This is a genomic window from Pseudanabaena sp. BC1403 (assembly GCF_002914585.1).
Taxonomy (GTDB): Bacteria; Cyanobacteriota; Cyanobacteriia; order Pseudanabaenales; family Pseudanabaenaceae; genus Pseudanabaena.
The window spans coordinates 364,864-379,212 of record NZ_PDDM01000001.1 but is presented as its reverse complement, the minus strand read 5'-3'; the positions used below and the strand labels follow the sequence as shown (position 1 = coordinate 379,212).

General features: G+C 39.7%; 12 protein-coding genes. 5 read left to right on the top strand and 7 right to left on the bottom strand.

Going from position 1 to position 14,349, the window contains the following annotated elements; genetic code table 11:
* Positions 1-34: 34 nt before the first annotated feature.
* Entirely contained in the window at positions 35-931 is an 897-nt protein-coding gene (locus CQ839_RS01745; RefSeq protein WP_103666546.1) for a branched-chain amino acid ABC transporter permease, read from the bottom strand.
* A 120-nt stretch (positions 932-1,051) separates the two neighbouring features.
* Between CQ839_RS01745 and CQ839_RS01740 the strand changes: the two genes are divergently transcribed.
* From CQ839_RS01740 to CQ839_RS01725, 4 genes are all read left to right on the top strand, one after another.
* The gene (locus CQ839_RS01740) at positions 1,052-3,067 is read left to right on the top strand and encodes a serine/threonine-protein kinase (protein ID WP_181016053.1); all 2,016 of its coding nucleotides are present in this window, start codon (positions 1,052-1,054) and stop codon (positions 3,065-3,067) included.
* 761 nt (positions 3,068-3,828) lie between these two features.
* Positions 3,829-4,713: a FecR domain-containing protein gene (locus CQ839_RS01735; protein ID WP_103666544.1), complete on the top strand. Its 885-nt coding sequence runs from the start codon at positions 3,829-3,831 to the stop codon at positions 4,711-4,713.
* A gap of 64 nt (positions 4,714-4,777) precedes the next feature.
* A complete protein-coding gene (locus CQ839_RS01730; RefSeq protein WP_181016052.1) occupies positions 4,778-5,614 on the top strand; it encodes a FecR domain-containing protein in 837 nt (278 codons plus the stop codon).
* On the top strand, positions 5,595-8,129 hold the full coding sequence (locus CQ839_RS01725) for an EAL domain-containing protein (protein ID WP_103666542.1): 2,535 nt from the start codon (positions 5,595-5,597) through the stop codon (positions 8,127-8,129). The genes CQ839_RS01730 and CQ839_RS01725 overlap by 20 nt, the downstream gene beginning before the upstream one ends.
* A gap of 35 nt (positions 8,130-8,164) precedes the next feature.
* Here the strand turns inward: CQ839_RS01725 and CQ839_RS01720 are convergent, their stop codons facing one another.
* The 6 genes from CQ839_RS01720 to CQ839_RS01695 form a co-directional block, all read right to left on the bottom strand.
* On the bottom strand, positions 8,165-9,919 hold the full coding sequence (locus tag CQ839_RS01720; protein ID WP_103666541.1) for an ABC transporter ATP-binding protein: 1,755 nt from the start codon (positions 9,917-9,919) through the stop codon (positions 8,165-8,167).
* 268 nt (positions 9,920-10,187) lie between these two features.
* The gene (locus tag CQ839_RS01715; protein WP_103666540.1) at positions 10,188-10,910 is read right to left on the bottom strand and encodes a rhomboid family intramembrane serine protease; all 723 of its coding nucleotides are present in this window, start codon (positions 10,908-10,910) and stop codon (positions 10,188-10,190) included.
* A gap of 20 nt (positions 10,911-10,930) precedes the next feature.
* On the bottom strand, positions 10,931-11,818 hold the full coding sequence (locus CQ839_RS01710) for a hypothetical protein (RefSeq protein WP_103666539.1): 888 nt from the start codon (positions 11,816-11,818) through the stop codon (positions 10,931-10,933).
* 309 nt (positions 11,819-12,127) lie between these two features.
* Entirely contained in the window at positions 12,128-12,445 is a 318-nt protein-coding gene (locus CQ839_RS01705) for an RNA-binding protein (RefSeq protein ID WP_103666538.1), read from the bottom strand.
* 5 nt (positions 12,446-12,450) lie between these two features.
* Positions 12,451-12,816, bottom strand: coding sequence for a hypothetical protein (locus tag CQ839_RS01700; RefSeq protein ID WP_103666537.1), 366 nt, complete (start codon positions 12,814-12,816; stop codon positions 12,451-12,453).
* A 185-nt stretch (positions 12,817-13,001) separates the two neighbouring features.
* Positions 13,002-13,673, bottom strand: a complete 672-nt coding sequence (locus CQ839_RS01695; RefSeq protein ID WP_103666536.1) for a GIY-YIG nuclease family protein — start codon at positions 13,671-13,673, stop codon at positions 13,002-13,004.
* 384 nt (positions 13,674-14,057) lie between these two features.
* On the opposite strand from CQ839_RS01695, the gene CQ839_RS24725 reads away from it, so the two are divergent.
* Positions 14,058-14,273: a hypothetical protein gene (locus CQ839_RS24725; RefSeq protein ID WP_146048674.1), complete on the top strand. Its 216-nt coding sequence runs from the start codon at positions 14,058-14,060 to the stop codon at positions 14,271-14,273.
* Positions 14,274-14,349 lie beyond the last annotated feature (76 nt).

Here is a 14,349-nt window from a genome sequence, read left to right as displayed (position 1 = left end):
AAAGAGAGAGGGTGCAAAGCACCCTCTCTCTTTTTTATCGGTTTAAGGTTAATTCTTTTTTGTTACCTAAAATTCCCTGTGGTCGCCAGACCATTAGCAAAATTAAAGTAACACCAATCAGCATTAACTGAATTGCCTCGAACCTGCCACCATCAGCGCGAATTTGTTCGGGCAGAAATCTGGGTAGAGCATTGTAAATCTGAAAAATCACCGCACCGAGAATTACGCCAAGATTATTACCCGCGCCGCCAATGGTGACAATTGTCCATGCTTGGAACGTGATCAAGGGAACAAAGTTATCGGGATAAACTGTGGTTAATTGCCAAGCGTAAAATGATCCCGCTAAACCACCGATCGCACCACCGATCGCAAAGGCTTGGAGTTTATACCAAAATACATTTTTGCCCAGCGCCTTGGCAACTTCCTCATCTTCACGGATCGCCTTGAGCACTCGTCCCCAAGGCGATCGCACTAGCCACTCTAAACGCCAGTACACTACAACTACGACCACCAATAACAGAGCTGCTAACACAAAAGAATAATATTGACGTGAGACGAGATTAACCAATGGCAGTGGGAAATCCTGAACGCCTCTTGTGCCCTTGGTCAGCCATTCTTCATTGTTCACAAATAGACGCACCATTTCAGACACGCCGATAGTAACGATCCCCAGATAGTCTTCGCGCAATTTCAATGCGGTGCTGCCGATAATTATTCCAAGCAATCCTGCGATCGCAGCGGCGATCAGAAATGCCAAAAACCAAGGCACACCATTGAGACTGAGCAACACCGTGGTATATGCCCCAACCGTCATAAACGCTACATGACCAAAGTTAACTAATCCTGCAAATCCCCATTGCAGATTTAGCCCTAGACTAAACAGCGCAAAGATTGCTGCGTTAATGAAAAGCGTTGAGATGTATTCGATCATAAATAAATTTACCCAACCATAAAAGTAGAGGGTTCAAGGCTCGCCTAACTTTTATGGGTTTGCTATAAATTGACTGCGCTAGCGATATAGTAAGTCTAGACTGGTATGCTTGAAAACACCATGAGTCTATGCATTAATCCCACTTGCCCCAGCCCTAATCAACCCGATAATGACAATTCCCCAACTTGTCAAGGATGCGGCTCCGAATTATTGATCGATGGTTGTTATACAGTCACTAAATTATTAAGTGATTCTGGGGGCTTTGGGATGATCTATGAAGCTGCCGATCGCGCAGGTAAGCCCAAAATCCTCAAGATCCTTAAACAAGAATTGAATGCAGACAGTAAGGCTGTGTCGCTGTTTCAGCAAGAAGCTCTTGTCCTTGGGCAGATAGAACATGCAGGGATACCAAAGATTGAGACCTATGTGCACCACAATCTCGAAAATGGGACAATGCTGCATGGAATTATCATGCAAAAGATCGAGGGACTAAATCTCGAACAATGGATCAATCAACGCGATCGAAAACCGATCGCGCAAAAACGGGCAATCACTTGGCTGCGGCAATTGGTAGATATTCTTGCAGTAGTACATCGCAGCAAATATTTTCATCGCGATATTAAACCCGCAAATATTATGTTGTCCCCTTCAGGGCAGCTAGTTTTAATTGATTTCGGCACAGCTCGTGAAGCCACACATACGTATCTGGCTAAGATTGGTGGCTTGCAGGGGATTACAAGCATTTGCTCAGTGGGCTATACTTCGCCCGAACAGGAAAAAGGCTTTGCTGTTCCACAGTCAGATTTTTATGCCCTTGGCTGCACGATGCTCCATTTGGTGACAGGAAAATATCCCCTTGACACTTATAATCCTGATCGCGATTCTTTTGAGTGGCGATCATCCGCGCCTGAAATTTCGGAAGAATTTGCCGATTTAATTGATGCAATGATTGCGCGTAAGCCTAGCGATCGCCCAATTAATTGTGAATCGATTTTAAAAATCCTCAAGGAAATTGAACTGATCGATAAACTTGCGCCTAACGACAAGACTAAAGCTAAGCGTAAATCAATTAAAAAGTCGATTAAAGACTCAACCCGCAAACCGACTTCACCGATTTTGCTGACTGTATCAGTGATGCTAGCAGCCTTGGCGGGACTGAGTATTGGGACGGTAATTAAGATTTCTACGATCGGCAATTTTGATGATTTTAGTATTCAACTGCCAGTTTTCCAAAAAAAGCGTCTGACTCCGACAAAATTTTTGCAAAAACATACTGATGCGATTCAAAGTGTAGCGCTTAGTCCAGACGGCAAGATAATTGCTAGCGCTAGTGATGATGGAACCGTTAAGCTATGGGAACTAGAGGGAGATAACACTACTCCAATTAAAGAAATAAAAGATCAAGGCGGATGGGTGCGCGCAGTGGTTTTTCTATCCGATCGCCAAATCATCACTGCTGGTCAAGATAAAAATATCAAAATCATTGATATCGCTTCAGGTAAAGTGGTCAAAACTCTGAGTGGTCATACAAACCTGATTAATAATTTGGCGATCGCCCCTGCAAGCGATCTACTAGTTAGCGGCAGCTATGACAATACGGTAAATCTCTGGCAAATCTCTACGGGTAAACTACTGCGATCGCTAACGGGACATACTGATAAAATTTGGGGTTTAGCCATTTCGCCAGATGGTAAGCAAGTTGTCAGTGCCAGTCGCGACAAGACAGTAAAAATTTGGGATGTGAAGACAGGCGAAAACTTAAAAACTCTTGAACATCCATCAGGAGTTACCTGTGTATTAATAACTCCTGATGGTAAGCGCGTGATCAGTGGTAGTAATGACAACTTAATTCGAGCATGGGATATAGCTTCAGGGAAAAAGCTATATGAATTAAGAGAGCATAAAGATGCGATCGGTGCGATCGCAATTACTAACGACGGTAAATATCTCTTTAGTGGCGGCAAAGATAGCCAGAATTCTATCCATTTATGGAATCTACAAACGAAATCTTCCATCTGGAATTTGATCGGTCACACAGATTTGGTAACTTCTTTAGTGATTACTCCAGATCAGCTCAAACTAATTAGCAGTAGCCAAGATAAAAATATTAATATTTGGGAAATACCTAAACCTTAAGGACTTGAAGTCAATTATTTGGTCTGATTTTTATAGTTGTAGGCACTTGCATTAAGACAGATCGTACTTCAAGAGATAAGGGCGCAAAGCATCTTATCTCTTGAAGTACGATCTATTAACTCCTACTAATACCAAAGCACAAAGTGGCACAGCCATTTTGTGCTTTTAAAACCCTTACAGGGTTTGGTTTTTAATTCACAGAAGTGTTATCACACTTTTGTGAATTGGTATAAAATGCAATAGATATTAAACTATTGAGAATAGATGTTCTGAAATACTTATCTTTCGCGGCAAAAAATTCCCAGATCACTTGCTGAATGTAGGCTACGATATTAAGTAAGCAAGAATTAAGGCTTTAATTTTCGTGCTTTGCATAGTTACATAAGCTTTTGATCAAATGAACCACAATGAATTTTTGAAACTGCGGCAAAGCCACACTTTCAAAAATTCATTGTGGTTTGGGGTTGCTCGAAAAGCACTGTAAGGTAACATTACGTAGAAGGAAATTCTGTAATTGCCTAATTCCAAGGCTGATACGTGGGGCATTACCTATAAATCCAAATTTTTAGATAGGGCAAGCTCTGTCTGAGTTGATCTTCTTAGTTAGCAGGAGAAGAATTAACATCTTCTTTCTGCGTAATGTAAGTAATTAAATATGCAATGACAAAACTTATCAATATAAGCTGGGTAAACTTTATCTGTGTTTTTTATTGTTCCGAGACACTAAGTAAACTTTTAGTAAATTGCAAAATGCATCTGAAATGCTACAAAAAAGAAAAAGCCTCAATCTGATTTTTACTACTTGTTTAGGGCTTCTAATTAATGTCTCAGGAACTATTTTCCTACCCCCAGATCAGCAAAAAATGGAAGCTCAAAGGGCGCTTCAGGTTCGGACTGACCAATGGCTAAAAGTTGAACAAGTGTCGGGCAATGTCACATATCGAAATTTATACAATTATGCGAATCGACCAGCGAGGGTTGGCGATCGCTTACAAGCCGCCAGTGATGAAATTTCTACAGGCGCGAATAGCTCGGCAGTTTTGAGCGTTGATACTGGAGTTGGGTCAATCTATGTGACAGAAAATACAACTATCCAAATCCGTTCTTTTCGGGTTGCCTCAGATAATGGACGGATCACTAATTTGTTTGTGCCTCGTGGTAAGGCAAGACTACAGATTCGTAAATTTACGAATCGTGGATCTCAACTCAATATTCAGACTCCTGCGGGCATAAGTGGGGTACGGGGGACAAAGTATGTTGTGCGCGTCAAACCAAACGGCAATATGCTTCTGACAACATTTCAGGGAAGCGTGGCAACATCAGCTCAAAATCAGACAAAAATAGTTAATGGCGGGTTTCAGAATTTGACGGTTGTTGGTAAACCTCCATCAAATGCAGTACCAATTCGCAACGATGCAAGTTTGAACTATGTAATTAATAAAAAAACATCAGGTTCAGGACGTTCTATTGTTTTATCTGGTTACACTGATCCTTTTAATACTGTTAAGGTAGATGGGTTGGAACAGTCTTTAGATAGTAGCGGAAGGTTTTCCCTACAATTACCTGCTACTTCAAATTTAAAAGTAAAAATAACAGTGGAAACTTCTTTGGGGAAAGTGCAAATCTATGAGATTCCGATTCTCTGAATTTATTTCTCAACTTTTTCCTAAAAAGCATGTAAATCCAAACATAATTTTTTTTGCTTTTCTAATGCTTATGATCGATGTATCGGGGATTTCTTTATTATCTCAAGAACATCAAAAAGTTGCAGCTCAAAAAGATATTCAGATTCGGACTGATCAATGGTTAAAGGTTGAAGAAGTGACAGGAAATGTCACATATCGTAATTTCTACAACTATGATAATCGTCCTGCAAGAGTAGGTGATCTTTTACAAATTGCTAGTGATGAGATTTCGACAGGAGCAAACGGCTCGGCAGTTTTGACCGTAGATACAGCCGTAGGCTCGATCTATATTGCCGAAAATACAACTATCCAAATTCGTTCTTTTCGGATTGCCGCTGATAATGGGCGGATTACCAATTTATTTGTACCGCGCGGTAAAGTAAGACTACAGATCCGAAAATTTACCCATCGGGGATCTCAGATTAATATCCAAACTCCTGCTGGCATCAGTGGGGTACGCGGTACGCAGTATATTGCATTCGTTAAACCAAATGGAGATATGTTGATTACCACAATTGAGGGGAGTGTGGCGACTACAGCTCAAAACCAGACCGAAATAGTCAATGGTGGATTTCAAAACATCACAGTTGTCGGTGAACCACCTTCGACACCCATTCGTTTTACAGATGACGCAAGTTTGAGATATATAATTAATAGACAAGTATCAGGTTTAAGCCGTTCTATAAGTATGTCGGGTTACACTAGTCCTTTTAATACCGTTAAGGTAGATGAATTGGAACAATCTTTGGATGGCAATGGAGAGTTTTCCCTAAAATTTCCTGCAACTTCAAGCCTAAAAGTTAAAGTAACAGTGGAAACTCCTACGGGAAAGATACAAGTTTATGAGATCCCCATTCTCTGAGTTTATTTCTCGATTATTTCCTAAATTGTTAACAAATTACCCAACTAAACGCTGGCGATCGCGTTTAGTTGGTTTGATATTTCGGGCATTACCTACAGTATTTGCCATAATTATCATAATTCCCCTGCTTTCCCTTGGTTTTTTACAAACGATCGAATTTTGGGCATACAACAGTTTTACGAACTGGCGGGGTGATAGACCTTGGGATGAGCGCGTCATAATTATTGCCATTGACGATAAGAGCCTCAGTGAAATTGGCAGATTCCCGTGGACTCGTAATCTATATGTCCAGCTTATCCAAAAACTTGAACAAACTGAAGCCAGTATTGTCGGTTTTGATATTTTATGGCCTGAAGCGAGCCTCGCTGATCAGCAATTAGCTGCGGCAATTTCTCGATATCAGAAAGTAGTTCTAGCAATGGCTTGGGATAAGTCTGGACAACCACTACTGCCGATCGCACCTATCAATAATGTAAGTTTGGCAGTTGGGCATATTCTTAAGCGTGAAGATACAGATGGAGTTGTGCGTCAAGTTGATTTGCAAATCAAAAATATTCCGACTTTTGCTGTGTCGGTATTACAAGCCTATGACTTTATAAGCGCCTCTAATACTCTATTGCCAGAGCTAGATCAAACCTTAACTATTAATTGGACAAAGAGAGTTAAGGATATGCCACAAATCTCATTTAGTGATGTCATTGATGGCAAAATTCCTGCTTCAACATTCCGCAATAAAATTGTCTTGGTTGGCGTAACAGCTTCAGGCGTAGATGATTTAGTAACTCCGCTTGATCGGAACCCTCCAGCAAGTGGAGTGCATTTACATGCAATGGTTTTGCAAAATCTACTGCAAAAAAATTCTTTTGGGGTTGCTAAACCTGTCAATGTTTGGAGCATTGCTCTATTGGGGAGTCTGATTATTGGCTTGATTTTCCCAAGACAAAATTTATGGACTGGAACTATAAGTGCTTTTGTTCTATCTGGACTATGGCTGATCATTTCTTTCGTCGCTTTTAAAGCTAACTACTTAATTGAGATAGCTGTACCAATTTTAATGTTTCTGTTAACAGGTTTTGCGATCGCTTTACAAGAACGTTGGCAAATCCAGCGATCGCTGAAGATAGCCGATTCTCAACTTCAATACGAATCTACCCATGATCATTTAACAGGATTATACAATCGGACTCTAATCGAAACCCGTTTGCAAAACCTGCTTCATCCCCAAGATGTAACCTCTCAAAGAGGCTACAGCCGAAATCTTATAGCTATTTTTTGGATTAATTTAGATCGCTTTAAAACTATTAATGACACCTTTGGGCATCCAGTTGCCAATCTGATCCTAGTTGCAGTCGGCCAATGTTTGAGTAATTCTATTCCTTCTAACGCATCAGTTGCTCGTTTTGGCGGTGCAGAGTTTGTCATCCTCCTAGAAAAATTAGGCGATCAACAAGAGGCGATCGCTATAGCCGATCAGATTCAAGCAATATTGCAAGATCCTTTTACAATCAATGATCATGAGATTAAGGTCGAGGCTAATATTGGCATAAAGTTTCATCAAATTAATAACATTGACAATCCTGATTCTCCTGAGATAATTTCTCCTGAGATTCTCCTCAGAGATGCTGATACAGCCATGTTTTATGCGAAAAAGCTGGGTAATTCATGCAATAAGGTCTTCGATACTTCTATGAGAGAACGTGTGCTCAAACGACTAAAGCTCGAAAAAGATCTCCGCAAAGCTGTTGCTCTCTGTCAATCTGCTCCTAGTAATCAAGAAGACCAAGAATTTCTGATCTACTATCAACCAATTCTATCTCTCAGTGATATGGAAATAGTAGGATTAGAAGCTTTAATTCGATGGAAACATCCTGAACGTGGCTTAATATCTCCAATTCAATTTATCCCCCTAGCCGAAGAGACAGGGCTTATTATTCCAATTGGTGATTGGATTATGCGAAATGCTTGCTTACAGGTGAAATCTTGGCAACAACGTTTTCCTAAGGCTAAAGATATTACAATTAGCGTCAATCTATCCCCCAAACAATTGACACAAAATGATGTGCTAGAAAAATGTCTTAGCATTCTCCAAGAGACACAGCTATCTTCTGAATATCTCAAAATCGAATTAACTGAAAGCTCTATTATGGAAAATCCTGATTTTGCAATAAGCATCCTCAATCAGATGCGGCAAGCAGGGATTAAGATTTATATTGATGACTTCGGCACAGGCTATTCATCGCTTGCCTATTTACATGAGTTTCCTTTCGATGGTTTAAAAATAGATCGATCGTTTGTCAACAATATTCATAAAAATTCAAATGGAATGGAAATCCTTCAGGCTATTATATCCTTGGCGCATAGTGTCAAGGCTCATATTGTCGCAGAAGGGATTGAAAACTTAGCCCAGTTGAATTATTTGCAAGATTTACTTAGTGAAGAAGGCGATGGTCAGGGGTTCTTTCTATTCCGTCCTCTTGATGTTGCTGCGATCGAAGCAATTTTCCAAACAACATAAGGTTTTGTAGTGCGGCGAAGCCGCACTACAAAACCTTATTTGATCGCAACTTCAAGTTTGTGCTGATTCCAGAGCTTTTGATAAAGCTGAGACTCAGCGAGTAACTCAGCATGAGTACCAACTTGGACGATTTTACCTGCATCCATAAGAATAATGCGATCGCAAGTTGATGCAGCAGATAGATTATGGGTAATAAATAACACGGTCTTATTCCGAGGAAGATTCCCCAAAATTCCTGTAGCAGTTTGATTGTCCACACTTGAGAGCGCATCATCTAACACCAAAATCGGTGTGTCAACGAGTAAGGCTCTAGCTAGGGCTGTACGCTGTCTTTGTCCACCTGACAGAGTAATTCCCCGCTCACCGACTAGCGTGTCATATTGCTTTGGAAACTTAAGAATCTCTTGTTCAATACGAGCTTGATTGGCAAAGTTTTCCACTTCATGATCGTAAGCTTGGGGCTTACCGTAGCGAATGTTGTCACGCATCGTCGCACTGAATAAGAAACTATCCTGCGGGACGAAAGAGATAATCTCGCGCAAGTCTGCGATCCGCATTTTAGTAATATCTACACCATCAATAAAAATTTGATCTGATGGAACATCAACTAAACGCATTAAGGCACTAGCAAAAGTAGATTTGCCAGAACCAACTGTTCCTAAAATCGCAACTGTTTCTGATGGATAAATTGTAAAACTAACGTGATTGAGGGCAGGTTGACTAGAGCCGTCATAGGTGAATGTGAGATCGCGTGCTTCGATTTTGCCTGTAACTTGATCTTTGGAGAGTGCGATCGCATCGACGCTGTCAACAATCGCTGGGGGCATATCGAGAATGCCTTGAATCCGCCCAATACTGACTAGCCCGCGTTGATAAGTGACCATCACAAATCCTAAAATCGCAGTTGGGAAAATTAATCGTTCCACATAAATAATCAGTGTCAGCAAATCGCCAATTTTAAAGGTCGTATTCGCTGGATTGGCTAACTTTTCACCACCAAACCAAATTAATACTAAAAAGCTAATACTGGCAATTCCGCCCAATAGTGGAAATAAAATATTACGGCTACGCGCCATTCTTAGATTGGCATCAAGTAAGCGATCGTTTAATTTCCCAAAAGCTCCCCGCTCATTGTCCTCCTGAGCATAGGTTTTGATCAGTGCCATGCCATTGAGGTCTTCTTGCAAGAGCGAACTTACATTTGATAGTTCTTCTTGAACTTCTAACTGTTCATCACGCAATTGGCCGCTAAATCTCTGCACAATCAACAACATGATCGGATAAACAGAGACCGATAGCAAAGTCAGTATCGGATCGATCGCTACCATTGCGGGCAGTGTCAGGCTATATACAAATACTGAATTGATAATGCTGAGCAGTGCAAATCCCATCAAGCGGCGGATATTTTCCACATCGCTAGTAACGATGCTAATCGTTTCGCCTGCGGAATTGTTGGCAAAATAGCTTGGTGGCAATTTGAGTAAATGCTCAAAAATTTGTTGCTTGAGGCTATACTCAATTTTGCGCCCGATCCCAAAAATCCAGACACGGGATGCCATACGGATGATCCACATCAGCGACGACAAGCCGATAATCATCCACACATATTGCATTAATGTATGGAGATCGCCAGATGTAATCTTGTTAAGATCGTCAACTGCGGATCTAATCAGCCAAGGGATATATGTACCAAGACAGTTTGCCGCTAGTAGGGCAATTGTGCCCACGGCTAAGTCACTCCAGTAAGGACGGAGATAGTTTTTGAGGTTTTGAAATTGCGATCGCGCCATAATATATCCATACTACTTTATTTTGTTAAAAGCTTGCTTAGTAAGCCTTTGATTCAAAATAAGTGATGTTGATTAAACTGGTTGACGCGATTCAAGAATAATTTTTAGCTGAATTTCTGATGCTTTGCGATCGCGCTATTCGCATCCAGTCCTACAACAAATAGATCTCCTAGTGATTCATTGATGCATGACAATCGTGCGATCATTCACTTAGATAGCATTTTTTGTTTTCCTGATTTTTAGCCGAAAACAAGTATATCAAATTTTTTTAAGGGCGATGTACTTTACTTAACAGAAAAGGTTTTTGAAATAGAATCGCAATCGCCCCACCGATTGCTCCACCAATGTGAGCAAAATTATCAATATATGGAGTGAGAAATCCAAAGACAATTGTAAAAAGTCCCCAAGCTGCTATAACAAAACCAATTCGACGATCTCTAATAAAAAAAGATTTTTGATACTTATACAAAAATACAACGATGAATGCCATTAGTCCAAAGATCGCTCCAGATGCACCCACAGATGGTCCTGGCTGAACCATCACACTAAGTAAAGAACCACAAAAGCCACTGAAAAAGTAGACAATTCCAAACTGTCTGAATCTAAGCGCATGTTCACAGGCAATTCCCAATACATACAGAGCAAAACAGTTACCAATCAAATGGTCTAAACTTCCATGTAGAAACATTGGACTGAATAGCCGCCACAATTCACCTCGAAATAAATGCGATCTTTCTAATGCTCCAGATGCAATGATTGCATCCTTGCTCAACAGTGAACCAGTATTAATTTGCCACACAAATACTGCAATATTTAAGGCGATTAATATTAGAGTTAATGGTGGGAAGCTAGACATTCCACTTTCAAAGTCAGCTCTGCCTCTTTCGGGATGATCGGTTAACATTTCATCGGTAATTAAAAGAGGTTCTTCTTCAGAAGGAAACTCCTCATTAAAGTTGGGATCTGGAGATGGATTTGGTTCCGTTGTCATGGGGTTTCATTTGCAAATTATTATCGCCGTTCGCCAGTATCGAGAATAATGCCTATCGCGATCGCAATTCTTCGATCTAGAATGTGTTGCTGGTCAGCACTCATATCTAGCACATAACGATCTAGGATCGTAAAATTACGATTGAATTCACCAATAACCCGATCGCTATTGCCTTGAACGATGATGAAGTTAGTTCGGAGTAGACCAAAAAATGTACCTAAAAACCGTCGAAGCAGTGACAAAATAAGTGAGTCTTCCTTTGCAACGCAGATTAGAGAACCATCGGGGGCATAACAGTTCCAGCGTTTACGAAAGATGTCATATAAATAGTTCTTGCGAAATCTTGCTAAGTCACCGTTAGTATCTCTCAATGTAAAAGTTGCTGTGAGGATTTCCACCTTCTTATCTTGTAAAATTTTCAAAATTGGATCTTGCTTACTTTTATCGCGATAAATAGTGACATTTCGCTTTTTATAAAGCAAGATGCTAACGACAAATGTCACTGCTAGCCATCCAAATATTGCAAACACTATGAGAAAACCCTTTAGCTGTTCAGGTACAGCACGAAAAATCATGGCAATAAAGATGACAAAAGCAATTCCAGCAATTATCCCTGCTAGGGATGCCCCCAAGTTTCTCAGTAGATGGGCAGGGCGCTCGACATAGAGAATAGGCTTTGCTTGCTCGTCGCAAACATCATACTTTTCAGAAATAGCCAAGAGTTTTTGGCGAAGAAGAAACTTGTCTCGGTTAAAAGCCAAATCAGATGAATACTTGTTTTCGCGAATACCTTGCTCACTGCCAACCTGAAGACTTGCGCCACATTTGGAACATTTAAGTGTTCTTCCTGCATATTCATCTTTTAAGTCGTAAGATTCTCCACACTGACAGCTTATATGTATTGACATTAGATGGAACTCCTTCAATAACCTCTAAATAGTTCTCTTATAGGTAACTTCACCAAAGGTGAAATCATTTCTGGCTTGTCACGATTAAATAATATTTATCCATGCTAGTGGATCGAAAGTCACTTTACAACACTTATCTCTAAAGTCAACTTTTTTTTGTCAAATTACTTCTAAATAATTTTTTGTCTAATGCAATCCGAATAATCATTGATGATTTGCGATCGCATCATTCGCATTCAGTCTCACAAAATATCAGGTCGATGTAATGCGATCGCTTCACACCCCTCATCAAAAAACAACAATATAGATCTAACTCGTTAAAGCAGGAATTCTCAAGGGTACGAGTGCTTTGTGTAGAACACTAGGTTTAGCATTTAAATATATCTCGCGACAATTACTTTCGTTATATCCAACAACTATTGCTCCTATTGTCGTACCAATTTCAGGGTACATTTCTGGACTCATCGCACCTTCATCCAAAAAGTCTGGAATTTTAATTAAGCCTTTAACTGAAGATTCATCAATTTTTACAAAAATTCCAAATGGCGCATGAAACTCCACTTTTCCTTGCACAAACTCACCTAACTTGTACTTAGATTTGATTTGTTCCCAACTTATGCACTCCATACTTTTTACCTCGGTTTTAAAACTCTTGGAAATTGATTAAGGATAGGAAATAAATTCTGAGGAATGACTACTTCAATTCTTTCACCGTTGCTTTTTTCATCGTACCGATTTTCAAGTGGCTTGAAATATTGATCGTAGATTTCACAATCAATAGTGACTTCAAGGATACCATCTTTATAGCTCTGGTTGAACTCTTCAGCAATGCTTCTATCATTTCTTCCTGCAAAGTAGCAGCTTCCATCAAGGTAAGGCGGATCGTATGGAAAATCAAGAGGTTGGAAACCTTCTTCTAGCAATTTTTGCCCTTTACCTTTTTGTGGAGCTTTATAAATTGTGATAGTTTGAGTGGATTCTGATTGCCCCGACTGCATGGGTTAATATCATGAATAAGAGAAGCAATAACATTGTAAACTATCGCAATAACTATATGATTGAATTATCGATGCATAGTGCGCGATCGCTTCACATCCCTCATCAACAAAAACAACTATTTTTCTTGCCTAATCCTTAGATAAAAATATTCAACCTTAACCTACTGTTTTACTAGATGCCCGTATTACAGTTGGCTAATATATTCAAGAAGATGAACTTCAGCTTTAAACCACTCGCCAGCCAGTCTGATCCCCCAAAATTGTTTATGTAGTGACTGTTCTAATTCCTGAGCTTCTTTGGCTCCTTCAACTTGCAGAAACTTAATTAGTTTCAATTGGGATGGACTTGACGTTTGAAGAGATTGCATTCTTTTTTGTATATTTTTTGCTCTACCAATTTTAATTGCATTACTATCTTGATTAAAGATAAAGTAAACAAAATGAGCTTGATGAGCTAACTTATCACCATCCAAAGAATGCGCTCTACTTCCCGAAGTAACAATCTTAGTTTTTGGGTCAGCCCAAGTTTTTACCCAAGCACATATAGCTTCGATTGTAAGAAACTTTTGAGCGTTTATTGTAAGAAGCTCACCATTTATATTAAGTGTGAATTTCTTTCCACCTGCTTTGCCTCTAGATGGGGGGCTTACAACATAAGGCTCATCATATTCCTGAATAGAATTCGTCTCAAAGTCATACCTTAATTTGCGTTTTGTTATATACCGAGACGAAGGTCTTTTTGTATCAATCTTAAATCGCCTTATATCTCCAAGTTCAACTTCAACCCATCCCCAGCCTTTATCAGGATCACTTGGGCTTCTTTCAATAAAAACAACTGATTTAGAACCCCTGACCATGATTTTACTGGAAATTTTACTTTTATATTTCTATTAAGTCTATCAGAACAAAGCTTGCTCTAACTTTCCCATTTTGACTTTGATGACGAGAGGATCTTTTGTAGAGGAAAGCTCTAGCTCATCACAAACCAAAATATTTGCCTCAGCTAAAACTTCTTTACTGAGTTTAATTCCCTAACTATTCCCCCATTTCTGTACCTTAACCAGCATAGCTTTTGGTGATTATTCTTGCAGTAATCGTATAGCTTAAGTATAGTCTAGAACCTTAGAATTTTGAATAGCGATCGCAATCCGTCTCAAAATTTAGCGAATATTTAGCACAATGTTAAACTTATCAATATGTATAAAAGTTAATAAGCCTTAGTAAAATGAAAACCTATAGCTTTGATACGATCCTTTAGCTTTGATACGATCCTTGAATTTATCGAAGAAATGTCTGATGATGAGCAGATTACTCTAATCGACTTGATTGGTCATCGGCTTAAAGAAAAACGCAGAGATGCGATCGCTTTTAACATTAAGAGAGCGGATGAAGAATATTCTGAGGGCAAAATGTTCCGAGGCACAGTAGTTGATGTCATGGCAGAATTAAAAAGATGAGAACGCTTGGTTTTAGTTCTTCTTTCAAACGAGCCTTTAAAGCCCTATCCGTCGCGAACCTGAGATGGAAGGTAAA